Here is a 15,965-nt window from a genome sequence, read left to right on the forward strand (position 1 = left end):
ATATATCATAGTCGTCTTCAGCGGTATAATAGATTCATTCTATTCGGGGCTCTCTCCCTCTCAGCCACCAATCTTCGCAACAATCTTCCCTTGTACATGCCGCTCTGACAGCAGCTTCAGCCCTTGTGGAATCTCTTCCAAAGCAATCACTCTATTCACCATCGGATCGAGCTTCTTCTCCGCAAGCAGTTGCAGGAATTCGGCTGCCATTGCTGCGAGATCTTCCTCAGCCTTTCTACCCGAGCCATAGGCTCCGCCGAGCATCAGCTTATGCAATGTGAATGTCTTCGTGGAAGGCTGAAAGTCAGCTACCGTCTCAGGTGCGCCTGCGATACATGCGAGCTGACCTCCGAATGACAGAACGGACAGATCCTTCTGCGAAGTGGCACGATTAATGGAGCTAACAATTAAGTCCACCCCTTCGCCTGCCGTGATCTCCATCACCTTCGCGTGCACATCCTCTTGGTTATAATCCAGCACATAATCAGCGCCAAGACTGCGCACATAATCGGCATTGTTCGGCGAAGCGGTTGCGATAATGGTGGAAGCGCCAAGCAGCTTAGCCAGCTGGACCGCATAGCCGCCTACTCCGCCGGCTCCTGCGTGCACCAAAATGGACTGTCCACGCTGTATGTGCATTTTGCGAACGAGAATTTGGTAAGCAGTCAAGCCAGCGCAAGGGAATGCTGCGGCATCCACGAACGAGACACCTTCGGGTATTGCCGCCGCTGTATGCGCTATAGTTGTGCTGTATTCTGCGAAGCCGCCAGGCTTGGAGAAATCACCATGATAAACGACACGATCGCCCACGTTCCACTGGGTAACGCCTTCCCCAACGGCATCAACGATTCCCGCGACATCGACACCGCTGACGTGAGGATACTGCCAATTCGGATGGCCGTTCATCGCTACCTTGTAGTCAACCGGATTAAGTCCCGCAGCTTGTACGCGTACCCGGATCTCTCCTGCCTTCACAGCTGGGACTGGCACCTCCGACAACACGAACTGCTCGGGCTTGCCCGGCTCATTTAATACGATTGCTTTCATTCGTTCCATCGTTTACTCCCTCTCCTTAGGACTACTATTCACTTCTACTCATAGAGCGTTCCTTATTCAACTGATTCTATACGGAGGTCGAAGGCTCCTGCTGCCCTGCCTCGATTCATTCCGAACGACTCGCCACTCCAGCCAAGAAGCTAAGCATGAATTGTACCGCAAGGCGTGAGGTTACATTGCGCATGTCAACAGTCGGATCGATACAGACAAAGTCGATTCCCATCACGTTTGGCAGTGTTCCAAGATGATACAGCGCATCAAGCGCGTCCCACGGATTCATCCCACCGGTCCCAATTGCTGGGCAGCCCGGTGCGTATGCTTGGTCAATAACATCGACGTCAAAACTCACATAGATCGCATCCGTTCCATCTCCTGCGGCAGCAAGCGCCTCGGCGAGCACCGTTTGAATCCCCTTGTTTCGCACATCCCGGGAAGTGAAAACATGAATCCCTTTGCTGAGTACATAGTCGTGGTAAGGCTTCGAATTCATAAATCCGCGGATACCGATTTGCGCGATGTTGCACCCCTCGGCAGCGCCTGATTCCAGGATGCCGCGGAATGGCGTTCCATTCGTTACGCCGCCGTCCTCGAAATTTCTAACATCGTGATGCGCGTCGAAGTGGATCATGCCCACCTTCTTACCTGGGTAGCGCTTGGCGAATGCTTTGACCGATGGGCAGCTAACCGAATGATCTCCTCCGATGACGATTGGGATAAGCTGAGGCTGTCGTTCATAGAGCATAGCTAGACAAGCTTCAATGCGCTTATGGCATTCACCGATATCGGTTACATGCATCTGAATATCGCCAAGATCACGGACTGTCAGCTGCTGTAGATCCACACCGTATTCCAGCGAGTAAGTGGTAAAGGATTTGAACGCTGCCCTCACAGCTGCAGGAGTCGTCGAAGCGCCGGATAGCGAGATCGAAGACTTGGAGAGAGGAACGCCGACGATGCCTGCTAGTAGCTCCTCTTGACCATCCCATGGACGGATCCAATGCGAAATTCTCGTCTCCATATGATCTCGAAACGTTGCCTGATCAGGCGATGCCAGAAAAGGTATACTTCCATTGCCACTGTCGCTCACTGCCCCCACTCCTCCGTCACAAGCTGTGCATTCCATACTGCGATTCGACCTCTCTTGATCACACCAAACGTATGGTTGATGCCAAAATGATAGGGCAAATAAGCAAGGCTTGGCGCATTAAGTATCGTTATATCCGCTTGCTTCCCAGCCTCTATCGAACCGATCTGGCCAGCTAAGCCGATTGCTGCAGCCGCGTTAATGGTGCAGGCGGTTAAAATCTCTTCGGGCGTCATTCTCAGGTTAAGGGAAGCCAGCATCATGATAATCTGAAGCGACTCCGTAGGGCACGAGCCCGGATTATAGTCTGTCGCAAGTGCCACCGGCAGCCCGAATGTATCGATCATCTCGCGTGCACGCGCATGCTGCTTGAGACCAAGATTGAAGGATGTTCCGGGCAACAGCACCGGAATAACCCCGCTGGACACAAGCGCGCTTAAGCCTTGATCAGAGGCAGCAAGCAGATGCTCCGCCGATATCGCACCGATCTCTCCGGCAAGCTCCGCTCCGCCGAGCGAGACGATCTCGTCTGCGTGAATCTTCGGAAGCAATCCGTATCGCTTGGCTTCTTGCAGAATTCGCCTAGATTGCGAAATGCTGAAGACACCCGATTCGCAGAACACATCGCAATACACAGCGAGCCCTTGACTCCCCACCTCTGGCAACATCTCCCTCACGATAAGCTCGACATATTCATCCGACCGCCCAGCATACTCGGTCGGCACGGCATGCCCACCCATGAAGGTCGCTACGAGATCGACCGGATGGTGCGAATGAAGCTGCTTGGCTACGCGCAATTGCTTGAGCTCATCCTCGAGCGACAGCCCATACCCGCTCTTCGCTTCAACGGTCGTTACGCCGCCCATCAGCATAATATCGAGACTTCTTCGTGCCTTGTCATATAGCTCTTGCTCGCTTGCTGCGCGGGTCGAGCGCACTGTGCTTAATATACCGCCGCCCTGCGCCAATATCTCCAAATACGGCACGCCCGAGCGCTTGAGCGATAGCTCATGCTCCCGTGAGCCGCCGTGCACAAGATGCGTGTGCGGATCAACGAAGCCGGGCGTAACCAGCTTGCCTTCAGCACTGACCGTCTTCGTGATTTCGATTCCGCTGAGCTGATTCCGTACATCACTCTCCGTTCCGAAGAGCACAATCCGCTCGCCTTGAATTGCAATCGCTGCATGTTTAATCTCGTTAATTATATGCATTTCCGCACCGTAACGAGGAACAGAGCCAGGCGGCGGCGTGACCAGAACGCCAATATCAGTAACAAGCAAGTCAATCGGCTTCGCATTCGAACTCATCGTGTATCAGTCCCCCTACTCTCGCATCGGGATGCGAATGCCGTGCTTCTGCGCTGTTTCGACCGCCTCATCGTATCCGGCGTCCACATGGCGAATGACGCCCATGCCGGGGTCTGATGTCAGCACAGCGCTTAGCCGCTCCGCCGCTTCATCGGTCCCGTCAGCAACAACGACCATGCCTGCATGCAGCGAATAGCCCATCCCAACCCCGCCGCCATGATGGACAGACACCCAGGAAGCGCCTGCCGATGTGTTGATTAACGCATTCAGTATCGCCCAATCGCCGACCGTGTCCGAGCCGTCCTTCATCGCTTCCGTCTCCCGGTTAGGGGATGCGACCGAACCGCAGTCGAGGTGATCGCGGCCAATGACAATCGGCGCTTTCAACTCCCCGCTGCGCACCATTTCGTTCAGCGCGAGGCCGAATTTCTCACGTTCGCCGTAGCCCAGCCAGCAGATACGGGCCGGCAGCCCTTGGAAGGCGACTCGTTCTCCCGCCATCTCGATCCATCTTCGAAGCCTTTTATTACCCGGGAAAAGTTGAAGGACAAGCTCATCCGTCTTCCGAATATCCTCCGGATCTCCGGATAAGGCCACCCACCGAAACGGTCCCTTCCCTTCGCAGAATAAAGGGCGAATGTACGCAGGAACGAAGCCTGGGAAGCGAAAAGCATCTGCCACCCCTTCGTCGTAAGCGACCTGCCGAATGTTATTACCGTAATCGAACACAACAGAGCCCATCTGCTGCAGATCGAGCATCGCTTGAACATGGGTAGCGATGCTTGCTTTGGCAAGCTGCACATACTGCTCTGGATTACGTTTACGCAACTCCCCTGCCTCTTCCAGTGACAAGCCTGCTGGCACGTAACCAATCAGCGGGTCATGCGCCGAAGTCTGATCTGTCGTGAAATCCGGCTTAATCCCGCGCCTTACAAACTCCGGATAGATCTCAGCAGCATTGCCTAGCAGCCCGATTGAGAGCGCCTTCCCCGCAGCCCTTGCTTCCTCTGCCAGCTCCAGCGCTTCGTCTAATGTCTCTGCAAGCAAGTCGCAATAACGAGTCTGGATACGCCGCTCGATTCGGGAGCGATCCACCTCAACCGCGATAACAACGCCTTCGTTCATCGTTACTGCTAGCGGCTGGGCGCCGCCCATGCCGCCAAGTCCTGCTGTTAGGGTGAGCGTGCTTCGCAAAGTGCCGCCCGCATGCTGCCTCGCAGCTTCAGCGAACGTCTCATATGTTCCTTGCAAGATCCCTTGCGTACCGATGTAGATCCAGCTGCCAGCTGTCATCTGACCATACATCATTAGCCCTTTCTTCTCGAGCTCGCGGAAATTTTCCCAGGTTGCCCATTTCGGCACGAGCACGGAGTTCGAGAGCAGCACACGCGGCGCTCGCTCATGTGTCTTGAAGACCCCGACCGGCTTCCCCGATTGAATAAGGAGCGTCTCGTTGCTCTCCAAGCGCTGAAGCTCGCGTACAATGGCATCATATGAGGGCCAATTCCGCGCAGCCTTGCCAATTCCGCCGTATACGACCAGATCCTCCGGGCGCTCTGCTACGTCCGGATCCAGATTGTTCATTAGCATTCGCATCGCGGCTTCTTGAATCCAGCCTTTGCAGGACAGCTCCGTCCCGCGCGGCGCACGAATGAGTCGCTTTGGTTCGATCGGTTGATGGTCACTCACTGTCATGGATGAGAACCTCCTTCAAGCGTTAATACAAGGGACCGCACACCGCTTCCACGCTCTTCAACCATTCGCCTGACAATAGCATTGTCGCCGTTCGCTCAATGTCCGCTGAAGTCGAGCGATCCTCTTCGACTTTCGGAACGATTACCCGCAAGCTGTCATATAACACCTTCGTTGCGGGCGCTAAGCCGCTTGCTCCGACGAACTCCGCTGCTTCTGCCGCGCAGATAAGCTCAATGGCCAACACTTTTGCCACATTATCGATCACCAGCTCCGCATGCCTCGCGGCGGTCGTCCCCATCGACACATGATCCTCCTGGCCTGCAGACGATGGAATCGAGTCGACGCTGGCGGGATGCGCGAGCACCTTATTCTCAGAGACGAGTGACGCGCTGACGTACTGCATAATCATAAGGCCAGATCCAAGACCTGGATTATGACTCAGAAATGCCGGCAATCCCCCGGATAGTGCCGGATTCACAAGCCGCTCCGTCCGCCGCTCCGATATATTCGCTAGCTCGCTCATGCCAATCTTCAAGAAGTCCATCGCAAAAGCAATCGGTTGACCGTGAAAATTACCACCTGAGATAACAAGCGACTTCTCTGGGAACAGGAGCGGATTATCCGTGGCGGCATTCATCTCAATCAGCAGCTTATCTTGCGTGTAGGCGAGCACCTGCCGAGTAGCGCCATGCACTTGCGGCAAGCAGCGAAGCGAATAGGCGTCCTGAACCCGAAGCTCGCCTTGGCGGGTTGTGTGAGCGCTCCCTTGCAGGAGCATTCGCAAGTTGCGAGCCACACCGATTTGCTCCGCATATGGCCTTGCAAGCTGCACTTCCTCAGCGAAAGCTTCCGGTATGCCATGCAACGTTTCCAGCGTCATTGATGCGATTACGTCCGCGATTCTCGCTAGCCGCAGCGCTTTCACATATGCGAGCGTTCCGATTGAGGTCATCACCTGAGTCCCGTTGATAAGCGCGAGTCCTTCTTTGGCTTGCAGCGTAATCGGCTGAAGTCCAGCTCTTGCCAGAGCCTCCGCTCCTCGAAGCCTCTTCCCTTGATAATACGCCTCTCCCTCGCCAATCAGCACGAGGACAAGATGAGAGAGCGGCGCGAGATCACCGCTAGCGCCAAGCGATCCTTGCTCAGGTACGACCGGATGCACGCGCTTGTTGATACAATCGAGCAAGAGCTGCAGCGTTGCCATCGTAATACCTGAATGGCCTTTACTTAGCGCGTTCGCGCGAAGCAGCATGAGCGCGCGTACCGCCGGTTCGCTCATCGGATTGCCGACTGCGCATGCATGGCTGCGAATCAAGTTCATTTGGAGCTGGGCTGCGTGCTGCGACGAAATAACGACGTCGCTGAACTTCCCGAAGCCTGTCGTCACGCCATACACCACTTGCCCACCTGCAACCAGATCCTCCACCATTTTTCGACAGGTGACGACCCGCTTCTCTGCTTCGCTGCTTAAGACGACAGGCCGATATTGGTACGAGACCTCTGCGATCAATTCAGGAGTGAGGCTTTCTCCATCCAGTACAATTGGCAACATGTCGACACTCCTCCCAGAATGGACGAGACAAGCAATGTCTTTCTTGCTTTACCATAAGAAAGGGACCGTGCGGAAGTTGTTCGCTTCCACGCGGTCCCTATTGACGAAGGGCAGTAATGCGATTGTCCTGTATCGTGCTTCGCGCCAATACATCGCCATCACTCATTCCCTAATGAATTTAGGTTTCAAGGTCATTGTTGCATGCGGCCATGATCAAGTCAATATAGATTCGCCCATCCCCGGTTGTCCTTTTTGAGCTAGCTTGCCCAACACATTCCACACCGTTTCATTCAACTACTGCCCTACTTTAAGTTCCAAACTGGCATCCAACCGCAAATAATCTTTGCTGCTTACGTTCGAGCCGTTGTGCTCTGGTGCGAATTCTGCCCAGCCGGAGACCTCATAATCACCTGTTGGAAAAGTCCCTTTCTGCGTTGCAGCGTAAAATTCCTTGATGAAGTCAACAAATGCTTTTGGATCATCTGCGCTATACCCGCCGCCGCCCTGATATCGTTCCTTTAACGGTACACCCTTCTTTAATGTGGTCGTAATACCGGGTTGATTCATCATATAGGCGATATCATACCCTCTTGTTCTCTCCTTGAGCGTAAAGTAAAACGGTGAAGCGGCATGTCTAATCTTGATCTCTGGTTGGTCCCCAATATACTCGAGCTCAGCGTAAAGATTCACTTGCTCTCCTGCTGCATAGTTTGCTTTATCGGTTATAAGACGATATACGAAGTCGTCCTTGGTCATTTTCCCATTCGAAGCGTTCTCCGAATGATTAGAGCCAGTCGAGCATCCGGCTAGCAGCAGAACAATGGCAACGCTGATTATCATGAGGAAGCGCAATCCCTATCACCTCGCCAATTCTCTGACAGACCCATCACGAGCGCCAATTATCACTTTGGCCGCGAGATTGATGAACAACCCATTCTCAACGACACCCGGTATCAGGTTAAGCGCTGTATGCAACTCACTCGGTTGTTCTATCCTGCTAAAATCACAGTCGGCAATATAGTTGCCATTATCGGTTATGAAAGGTGTATCGACTTGCATTCTCAACCGAGGGATGCAGCCATAAGAGGCCAGCTTCCGAATCGTTAACTCGTATCCGAATTTCACGATTTCCACAGGCAGAGGGAATCTGCCCAGCTTCTCTACGACCTTGCCTTCGTCGGCAATGATGATTAACTCCTTGCTGGCAGAAGCAATGATCTTCTCACGGAGCAGCGCGCCTCCCCCGCCCTTGATTAAGTTCCAGTCAGCATCGACTTCATCAGCGCCGTCAATGGTAAGATCAATTTCTTCAATCTCTGATAACGGAATTAGCGGAATCCCCAGTTTCTTAGCCTGTATTTCAGACTGCATGGACGTGGCAACAGCCTTCATGCTGAGGCCGCTCTTCGTCAACATGCCGAGCTTCTCAATTGCCCAATAAGCCGTGGAACCTGTCCCTAAACCAACTATCATTCCGTCACGTACATACTCAGCAGCCTTCTCCGCTGCAGCTCGTTTTGCTTCCATAGTCGCGTCCATCATCTTCTCCAATCTCGTAGATCTTATTAACGTAGTGTAACCTTTGGAGTTAACTCCAAATCAATCCTTATCGTCTGTTGCTCACACCATCCAGTTTCTAGTAAACTATGGCTAATTGCAAGGGAGGATTGAGCATGTTATGAAACAGAACAAATATGACGATTCCGGATTTTTCGCCAAATACAGTCAGATGCCACGTTCGGTCGGCGGGTTGGACGCTGCTGGTGAATGGAGTACGTTTCGCGCCATGCTACCTGAGCTACAGGGTATGAGGGTGCTTGACCTAGGCTGTGGGTTTGGCTGGCATTGCCGGTATGCTCGCGAGCAGCGGGCAAGCTCCGTGCTTGGCATTGAATTATCCGCGAACATGCTGGATCGCGCCAAGGAAATGACGAATGACGAGCAGATCGAATACAGGCAAATGGCTATCGAGGACGTCGAACTGCTAGCAGAATCGTTCGATGTTGTGCTTAGCTCGCTCGCGCTTCATTATGTGGATGATTTTGCCGCAGTTTGCCGTAACGTGCATAACATGCTGGTGCCTGGCGGCAGCTTCGTATTCTCGGTGGAGCATCCCATCTTCACAGCGCTAGCGGCGCAAGATTGGCACTATGGGCAGCAAGGCGAGAAGCTGCACTGGCCGCTGGACAACTATCATCAAGAGGGTCAGCGTCAATCGAGATTTCTGAATGAGGATGTCATTAAGTATCACCGCACGGTTGCAACATACATCAACGGCTTGCTCGCAGCCGGGTTTAGCTTGACGAAGCTGTCTGAGCTTCAACCAACGAAGGAGATGCTTGAGAGCAACCCTGCTTGGCAGGAGGAGGTTCGAAGGCCGATGTTCCTCTTAATCGCAGCGGTTAAGAGCTAACTGCTGCTCGAACAAACGAATGAAGGCCGCTTCAATTAGCGGCCTTCTTACATACTCATTCTATTTAATCATCTTCACGGGATAATAGTCTGGAATTGGCTTCTTGTAGTTCTCTCGGGCGAACTTAATTTGGTTCGGCGTCCACTGCGAATAGAACAAGCGAGTCTCGTGATCATCGCTGAGTGCGAGCACCTCGGGCACGGTTGCCCAGTTCGTCAGCGGATAGCTGGATGCGCGCGAATGGTAATTATGCATCGTGCGACGGCCATGCGTGCAGTCAGTCGTACCGCCTTTGCGTGTGTGATAGGTTGTAATGTTGTACAAGACGGCAGTGCCCGCTTGACCACGAATCGGAATCTCTTCGTAAGCCTCCCCAAGCTTAGCTTTCGCCTCATCAAGCGAATCGTACGTATGACTGTTCGGCACGAGACAGAACGCCGGGCAGCAGTCATGAACATCCGACAGATAGTAGATGACACAAGTGTAGGTGCTGATGTAGGGATTCTCGGGATCGTAGATTTTCCCGCCGAGCGTCCCGTAATAGCTGATATCACGGTGAAAATGCATCTCGCTGCTGCTCGCAAGGTCAGCCGTTACATCGCGAAAATCAAACTGGGCAAAACGAGCCTCGCCGAGCAATACCTCCTGTACGAGCGGAAAAGTAACGGGATGCCTGATGAAGCGATCCATCTCCAGCGGATGCGTCTGCAGCAAACCAACCGTACCAACTGCGCCTTCTTTGGGCTGATGCCACTGTTCCGGTGTCTGCTTCAAGGATGATTCTACCAACTGGTTCAAATAATCAAGCTCCGCTTGTGAAAGCGCCTTCGGAATAACCGCGAAGCCCTTCTCCTTATAGTGCGCGAGAATATCCTCTCTCGAAGGCTGGACCGTCTGTGTATTCATTAAGATTAGCCCCTCTTTCGTTTCATGGATAAGGAATCACTCGTACATTATGCAGATTGGGACAGGTTTAGACGATTTCTTTCCTAAAAAAATGAAGCCGGTACCGATATCCAGTTGGAGCATCCTCCGTCATGTTAATCGGTCCTGCTTTTCTCAGCAATATAATGTAATAAAAATTCGAAATCCTCTTCGAAAGACAATTGAAGCTCGCGAATCGCCTCAGCGCTATGCCAAGCAATCTCATGAATGAGCCCGTCAGGATCATGAATCGTTGGACTTCCTTCTATCACTTCGATCTCGTAATACGAGACGTGGAAAGCTGACTCCTCGAATCCGCCTTCTTTCTCATGAAGCTTCTGCTTAATCCTGCACCGATAGCCGGTCTCTTCATACACCTCGCGCACGCAGCAATCTTCCAATGTTTCGCCTTTCTCCATGCCGCCAGAAGGAACTGACCATGACTTTTCTTCTTCAGGCTTACCTTGCAGCACCATTAACAACTGCCCCGCTTCATTCACACATACGCCAGCAGCGCCATACCATTTATTCATGTACATCCCTCTTTTCTTTACTGGAAGAGTTCTCCAGAAACACCAGCTTTCCTGCCATATAAAAAGAAAAGAGCCCTTATAGGACTCACATGTTTTCGAAACTTTCACAGATGCGAGGAATTATCTACGTTACTATCTGAGAGTTCTTATTCGGCTCTCTCCAATTATTTCAGTGCCCCGAGCACGAATGCCTGCATCCGTGAACGCACCGTCATGGTCTGATAGAGATATTGAACATTCTTCGAAGATGTCACTTCACCGTTATACCACGAAATCGCGGAGGTCGTATCCGGATTCATCAGTCCCGATTCCTTAATGGTCCGCACGAAGCTTTTCTCAGCAGGCGCATACTGGCTGTCGAAGATCATGCACCAATCTCCTCTTGCTCTGGCGAGCGCTTTGTGCAGCGCATAACTGATCGTATGCTTCACATAATACAAGACTCGCACGCGCGGATCTTGATAAGGCTCGATGATGGCCTCGACCTCTTTCTGCGTCGCTAAACTCACGATTATAATCTCGCAGTTCGTCTCGTACTGATCGATGAGATTCCCGAAGGCAATTCTCGCCTTCTCGACTTCATTCGGCTTCACGACGAATAAAGCGGTGTATAAGAGAGGCATCCCACGCCGCATGCGAGTCTCAAAGTGCGAATGATGCACCTCGTTCCAGCACATGCGATACTTGGATGACTCATTCGCTATGTGCGTTGAGAGGCTGAATGGCGAATTGATCCGATAATCCATCAGCTCAATCGGCACAAACTTAATGTCGCAATAATCCGTCATGCGCAGCCAATAATCGTAATCCTGAATATACTTCATCCGATACCCGTCCAGCTTCCGGCAATATTCCGTACGATGGATGAAGGATGGGCCGATAATGCAGCCATCCAGTAGCGCTTCTTTGGGGCGATTCTGCCAGTTCCGCAAGGTAAGAAGAAATTCAGGCGTATGCGCATTCGTCCCATCCTCGAAGATCTGATTAAAGCTGCTGTATACAATGCCCACATGAGGTCCAGCGTGATCCATCTCGTACACCAATGTGCCAAGAAAATAAGGATAGTAAATATTGTCCGTCGATACCCATGTCAAATAATCATAACCTTGGTCCATCAGAATTTCGAAGCCGTAATTAAGCGCATAAGCTACGCCTTGATTGACTGGATATGACACGATCGTTACTCTTGGATCCCCATACGTACATTCCTGAATGAGCGGCAGAAGCTCCGGCGCCCCGTCGATTACAATCAGGAAGGTAAAATCGCTGTAGTTTTGGTAGCGGACGGATTGAATCGCCAAACGGATAAACGTTTCATCCTGATAATAAACGGGCATAACAACACCGACTTTCGCCATACCTGCACATCCCTCCCCCTTCTATTGTAATCTATGAAAATAGCACGCCTTTCGAGATAGTCAGAGCGCACATTTTGTCCAACTCTTCGTGAAAAAGAGAAAGCACGCCTGCATGTTCAGGCGTGCTTTGATCATTAAGGATTTATGGCCGCTCTAACTTGACAGGCAGCACGCCAACCGCGTCCTTCTGCCCAAGGACAACCCCTATCGCTGCCGCTGTGTTTGGCTCCTGCTTGCCGTACACGGCCAAAGCGGATTGTACATCGTGCAAGTAGAGCAGCTCGTATGGATTACCGAGGGACAACAGCGTATATCGCTTCTTTAGCCTATTCAACTCATCGATGACCGACTGTGTATCGCTCCAGTTGAACTGGCTGGCAACGTTACGGAATTGGTAGGATGCAGCGATGATATAGTCCGCTTTCGCAAGTGCTGGAAGAGCTTCAGCCGCATGCCCCGGCTTAATCAAGACCGTATCAACCTGCAAAGCTTGCGTAGACGCCGCTCGCAGGAGCTGATCCTTCAACTGCTTCGCCTGCCCTTCATCGGCAGCAGCAATAACAACATGGTCCCCCGGATGAATGAGATCCGGATGGATTTGGTCTCGGCCGGCGAGCAAGGTGACCGCCCGAGCCGCAATTTCATTCTCCACAACTCGGTGCTCGTATGCTCCGATGATGTTCTTCAGAGCTGCGAGCTGGGAAGCGAGACTCTCCCTTTGATCGAACAGTCCGTACTTGGATTTGAGCTCCAAGATCCGTTTAACCGAATCATGGATCGACGAAGCGGACAACCTTCCGCTCTTCACCGCTTCCACCAGCGTCTGATGTGCTCCTTCGATATTTTGCGGCATAAGAATGATGTCTACACCGGCAGCGACCGCGCGTTCAACCGATTGATTCTCGCCAAAATGCTCAGCGATCGCGTTCATCGTGAACGCATCGGAGATGATAACGCCTTTATAACCCAGTTCCCCACGAAGCATGCCCGTGAGTACCTTCTTCGACAAAGTCGCTGGGAGAGGAATGCTGCTGCCGTCCTTCAGGGACGTTACGCGTTCATTATCGACCGCGGGGAACGCGATATGCGCGGTCATGATCATCTCGACGCCGCTAGCTATCGCTGCTCGGAATGGCTTCAGCTCCACAGCATCGAGCCGCTCGCGGTCGTAATTCAATACCGGCAGACCGAGATGAGAATCGACTGCTGTATCGCCATGACCTGGAAAATGCTTCACAGCTGCGATGACGCCCGCTGCCTTCAACCCCTTCATCGTAGACAAGCCAAGACGAGTTACCAAGTCGGGGTCCGAGCCGAACGAACGCATCCCGATAATCGGGTTATCCGGGTTGCTGTTAATATCCAGATCCGGTGCAAAATTCAGCCGCAGCCCCAGCGCTTTCAGCTCTTCACCAGTCAGCTTCCCAGCTGCTTCCGCGAGAGAGTCATCCCCGGTTGCCCCTAGCGCCATCTGTCCTGGCAGATTCGTGCCGCCAGGAATTCGCTTGATCACTCCGCCTTCTTGGTCAATGCTTAAGAATAGCGGGATATCTCCTGCTTCCGCTTGAAGATCATGCGTGAAGGTGGTGAGCTGCTTCGCATCGACGATGTTCTTCTCGAATACGATCAGACCGCCCAGATCTTGATTATGCAATTGGCTCTTGATGCCTTCGTTCACAGTAGTCGTCACTTGACCATTCCACTGCCGGATGTCCGGCATCAACATTTGACCAACTTGCTCGCTCACGGTCATGTAAGAGATGAGCTTATCCCAATCCTTAGCCTCGATCGCTTCCGCTCGCTCGAAACGGATCACCCTCGCCAGGAATACCGCATATTCCGCACGCGTAACCGACCGATTCGGACGATAGGTCTGATCCGCGTACCCGCCTATGAGACCGTTCGAGCTCATGATCGCAATCGGATCAGCCGCCCAATGCGTCTTCGTATCCGAGAGGTTAACTTGCTGCGAACCGCTCTTCAAGCGATACGCGCGAGAGAGGAACGCTGCTGTTTCTGCGCGGCTGATCGGTTCGTCCGGATGAAATGCACCGTCCGGGAAACCGCCTGCAAGCCCCATCTCGGCTGCTACCTCGATCTCTTTATAGAATGGATGAGTGCGCGGCACATCCGAATACGTCGGATTAGCTCTCGCATTCTTATCCGGATAAAGCTCCCTCACCATGAATGTGACCGCTTGCGCGCGAGTCACTAGTCCTTCCGGCTTGAACATCCCATTGCCGTAGCCGGCAATTGTCCCGCGATGCGCCATGTAATGAATGCTGTCCTCCGCCCACTTCGCGTAAGTAAGATCAGCAAACTGTTGTTCTTTCGCGGATGCCGAAGCTGCATCGGCAGAACCAGCGCCAGCGTTTGCGCCTACAACCAACGCTCCAAGCACAGCTCCAGATATAGCAAATGTTCTAATTCGCATGGAATAACCCTTCTCCTACTCTATTTCTCTATTTTGCCAAGTTAGACGCCGGTTGGATCGTTTAGTTGCGATAGGAGCAATAGAAAAAGCCCGCATTCTCTGCGGGCACTCGGCTAACGGACTCCAGAAACGTTATTCGCTACTTTTGGACATGAAATAGGTTCATTTTATCAAAATAGCTTCTCTGGGTACCGTTAGAATAAAAACTCTAGCCATTTCTACCAAATAACGTGTCTGTAGTCCGTTAGCTTGCACTATGGAACACTCGTTAACACCACATCCCGATTCTTGATCGGAACAGTCGGTCCCTTCGTGATCTCATAAATATCCCCATTCAAGGTCTCCGTTTGAAGCGACAGATAGCCCCCGATAACCTTCCCCTCGCATTCCAACACATAACCAATGATATCGTTGTAAGGGCCGACCGCTTCCTCGAGATCGTATCCTGATTCTATGATTTCCTTGGAAGCGTAGGGAGCGAGGTCGAGCTTACCTTCATTAATGAGCAAGTCATAATGTTCCTTTACTGTCGGCAGTGATCCCGCACCATAGGTGTTCTCAGCTTCGAAACTTTTCAGCGTCCACCCATAACCCTTGAAGTAATCGACATGAGCGCTAGGGAAGTTTGGTTTCTGAATTGCAGTATTAGAGCAACCGCACAACATGATAATTAATGATATTAAACAAATGATAAATCTAAATTTCATCAGGGCTCCTACTCATAATTAATGTCGTTAAGTTAAACAAATTCTATTAATTTCCGATCAATGATGGCGATGTCGCCAATATCGGAGATTCCATCCCACCAAATGATCTGCTCCGCCTCTTCATTCTCCGCGAATTCTCTAGGCGTGTCGATCACGGTATAGAATAACGCGCCATATTCAGTGCGCTCCCCACCGTGAAAGCTCGGCTGCAGGTCGAATTTCATCAAACCTTTGAATACGACATGAGAAGCCATTTGATTCGTCTCTTCATAGAGCTCCCGAACCGCACACTCGCGTGCTGACTCGCCAGCTTCGATGACTCCACCTGGCAGCTCCCAGCTTTGTCTCCATTTATTAAACATCATTAAATACTTATTGTCGCATCGGACTACAATTAAGGCATGCGTGAATGGCGCATCGAATTCGAAGTTTTCTAGTTCGTGTTCCTTAATCGCAAGGAAGTCTGTAAATACATTTCCTTGTTGGTCGGTTACGATTGCCACGGTGAATCCTCCTAAGTCGAATGTTACAGCCATTCCGTCATATAGATCCGGTTCCCATTCAAGTCCGTCAGGATGAACTCGATATGATCCGATCGCTGAACAAGCTCCGTCACCTGTACATTTGCGTCTAACAAGGATTGATGCAATCCAGCTGCATCATGGACATTAAGGCCGAAAAAAGGCCGCTCCATTACAGGAACAGGTGATTCAGCCTTAAATAGATGAAGTACATGACGCTCGTACAGATGCAGCTCTACAAAATCATCAAAGTTATGAAGGCCGAGCGTAAAGCCGAGATGGTCGCAGTACCACTTCGATGCTTGTTGCAGATCAGCTGCGTAAAGCATAATCCCATACTCTCCTGTCAATCTCGTACTCATCTCTCGGCCTCCTATTTCA

The 15,965-nt window shown here is 51.9% G+C and carries 15 protein-coding genes; 1 reads left to right on the forward strand and 14 read right to left on the reverse strand.

Going from position 1 to position 15,965, the window contains the following annotated elements; all coding sequences use genetic code 11:
• Window positions 1-60: 60 nt before the first annotated feature.
• The 7 genes from AC0YNX_RS07605 to rpiA all read right to left on the reverse strand — a co-directional run bounded on the left by AC0YNX_RS07605 (window position 61) and on the right by rpiA (window position 8,221).
• Complete coding sequence (locus AC0YNX_RS07605; protein WP_475815018.1) at window positions 61-1,056, reverse strand: zinc-binding dehydrogenase; 996 nt, start codon at window positions 1,054-1,056, stop codon at window positions 61-63.
• Between the two features lie 106 nt (window positions 1,057-1,162).
• On the reverse strand, window positions 1,163-2,143 hold the full coding sequence (gene hutG, locus AC0YNX_RS07610; protein WP_475815019.1) for a formimidoylglutamase: 981 nt from the start codon (window positions 2,141-2,143) through the stop codon (window positions 1,163-1,165).
• Window positions 2,140-3,447, reverse strand: a complete 1,308-nt coding sequence (gene hutI / locus AC0YNX_RS07615) for an imidazolonepropionase (protein ID WP_475815020.1) — start codon at window positions 3,445-3,447, stop codon at window positions 2,140-2,142. The genes hutG and hutI overlap by 4 nt, the downstream gene beginning before the upstream one ends.
• Before the next feature lie 15 nt (window positions 3,448-3,462).
• Window positions 3,463-5,142 (reverse strand): urocanate hydratase, encoded by a 1,680-nt coding sequence (hutU, locus tag AC0YNX_RS07620; RefSeq protein ID WP_475815021.1) that lies wholly within the window; start codon window positions 5,140-5,142, stop codon window positions 3,463-3,465.
• Between the two features lie 22 nt (window positions 5,143-5,164).
• A complete protein-coding gene (gene hutH, locus AC0YNX_RS07625) occupies window positions 5,165-6,694 on the reverse strand; it encodes a histidine ammonia-lyase (protein WP_475815022.1) in 1,530 nt (509 codons plus the stop codon).
• A 294-nt stretch (window positions 6,695-6,988) separates the two neighbouring features.
• Window positions 6,989-7,534 (reverse strand): hypothetical protein, encoded by a 546-nt coding sequence (locus AC0YNX_RS07630; RefSeq protein ID WP_475815023.1) that lies wholly within the window; start codon window positions 7,532-7,534, stop codon window positions 6,989-6,991.
• Window positions 7,535-7,552: 18 nt separating this feature from the next.
• Window positions 7,553-8,221, reverse strand: a complete 669-nt coding sequence (rpiA, locus tag AC0YNX_RS07635; RefSeq protein WP_475815024.1) for a ribose-5-phosphate isomerase RpiA — start codon at window positions 8,219-8,221, stop codon at window positions 7,553-7,555.
• Between the two features lie 151 nt (window positions 8,222-8,372).
• Between rpiA and AC0YNX_RS07640 the strand changes: the two genes are divergently transcribed.
• Window positions 8,373-9,107 carry a class I SAM-dependent methyltransferase gene (locus AC0YNX_RS07640; RefSeq protein ID WP_475815025.1) on the forward strand — a complete coding sequence of 245 codons (735 nt, stop codon included), beginning with the start codon at window positions 8,373-8,375 and terminating at the stop codon, window positions 9,105-9,107.
• 60 nt (window positions 9,108-9,167) lie between these two features.
• Here AC0YNX_RS07640 and AC0YNX_RS07645 read toward each other — a convergent pair whose 3' ends face one another.
• The 7 genes from AC0YNX_RS07645 to AC0YNX_RS07675 form a co-directional block, all read right to left on the reverse strand.
• Window positions 9,168-10,013: a phytanoyl-CoA dioxygenase family protein gene (locus AC0YNX_RS07645; RefSeq protein ID WP_475815026.1), complete on the reverse strand. Its 846-nt coding sequence runs from the start codon at window positions 10,011-10,013 to the stop codon at window positions 9,168-9,170.
• A 134-nt stretch (window positions 10,014-10,147) separates the two neighbouring features.
• Window positions 10,148-10,564: an NUDIX hydrolase gene (locus tag AC0YNX_RS07650; protein ID WP_475815027.1), complete on the reverse strand. Its 417-nt coding sequence runs from the start codon at window positions 10,562-10,564 to the stop codon at window positions 10,148-10,150.
• Window positions 10,565-10,728: 164 nt separating this feature from the next.
• The gene (locus AC0YNX_RS07655) at window positions 10,729-11,922 is read right to left on the reverse strand and encodes a glycosyltransferase family 2 protein (RefSeq protein ID WP_475815028.1); all 1,194 of its coding nucleotides are present in this window, start codon (window positions 11,920-11,922) and stop codon (window positions 10,729-10,731) included.
• A 142-nt stretch (window positions 11,923-12,064) separates the two neighbouring features.
• Window positions 12,065-14,356: a glycoside hydrolase family 3 N-terminal domain-containing protein gene (locus AC0YNX_RS07660; RefSeq protein WP_475815029.1), complete on the reverse strand. Its 2,292-nt coding sequence runs from the start codon at window positions 14,354-14,356 to the stop codon at window positions 12,065-12,067.
• A gap of 254 nt (window positions 14,357-14,610) precedes the next feature.
• Window positions 14,611-15,063: a hypothetical protein gene (locus AC0YNX_RS07665; protein WP_475815030.1), complete on the reverse strand. Its 453-nt coding sequence runs from the start codon at window positions 15,061-15,063 to the stop codon at window positions 14,611-14,613.
• Window positions 15,064-15,095: 32 nt separating this feature from the next.
• On the reverse strand, window positions 15,096-15,566 hold the full coding sequence (locus AC0YNX_RS07670; RefSeq protein ID WP_475815031.1) for an NUDIX domain-containing protein: 471 nt from the start codon (window positions 15,564-15,566) through the stop codon (window positions 15,096-15,098).
• Between the two features lie 23 nt (window positions 15,567-15,589).
• A complete protein-coding gene (locus AC0YNX_RS07675; protein WP_475815032.1) occupies window positions 15,590-15,946 on the reverse strand; it encodes a VOC family protein in 357 nt (118 codons plus the stop codon).
• Between the last annotated feature and the right edge of the window lie 19 nt (window positions 15,947-15,965).

It is taken from the genome of Paenibacillus sp. J31R98 (genome assembly GCF_056269245.1).

Bases quoted from the DNA above. Each gene is read 5' to 3' on its own strand.
- AC0YNX_RS07605 (WP_475815018.1), bottom strand. From the start codon at position 1,056: ATGGAACGAATGAAAGCAATCGTATTAAATGAGCCGGGCAAGCCCGAG.
- hutH (WP_475815022.1), bottom strand. From the start codon at position 6,694: ATGTTGCCAATTGTACTGGATGGAGAAAGCCTCACTCCTGAATTGATC.
- hutI (WP_475815020.1), bottom strand. From the start codon at position 3,447: ATGAGTTCGAATGCGAAGCCGATTGACTTGCTTGTTACTGATATTGGC.
- hutU (WP_475815021.1), bottom strand. From the start codon at position 5,142: ATGACAGTGAGTGACCATCAACCGATCGAACCAAAGCGACTCATTCGT.
- AC0YNX_RS07650 (WP_475815027.1), bottom strand. From the start codon at position 10,564: ATGAATAAATGGTATGGCGCTGCTGGCGTATGTGTGAATGAAGCGGGG.
- AC0YNX_RS07665 (WP_475815030.1), bottom strand. From the start codon at position 15,063: ATGAAATTTAGATTTATCATTTGTTTAATATCATTAATTATCATGTTG.
- AC0YNX_RS07630 (WP_475815023.1), bottom strand. From the start codon at position 7,534: ATGATAATCAGCGTTGCCATTGTTCTGCTGCTAGCCGGATGCTCGACT.
- AC0YNX_RS07660 (WP_475815029.1), bottom strand. From the start codon at position 14,356: ATGCGAATTAGAACATTTGCTATATCTGGAGCTGTGCTTGGAGCGTTG.
- rpiA (WP_475815024.1), bottom strand. From the start codon at position 8,221: ATGGAAGCAAAACGAGCTGCAGCGGAGAAGGCTGCTGAGTATGTACGT.
- AC0YNX_RS07675 (WP_475815032.1), bottom strand. From the start codon at position 15,946: ATGAGTACGAGATTGACAGGAGAGTATGGGATTATGCTTTACGCAGCT.
- AC0YNX_RS07645 (WP_475815026.1), bottom strand. From the start codon at position 10,013: ATGAATACACAGACGGTCCAGCCTTCGAGAGAGGATATTCTCGCGCAC.
- AC0YNX_RS07640 (WP_475815025.1), top strand. From the start codon at position 8,373: ATGAAACAGAACAAATATGACGATTCCGGATTTTTCGCCAAATACAGT.
- AC0YNX_RS07655 (WP_475815028.1), bottom strand. From the start codon at position 11,922: ATGGCGAAAGTCGGTGTTGTTATGCCCGTTTATTATCAGGATGAAACG.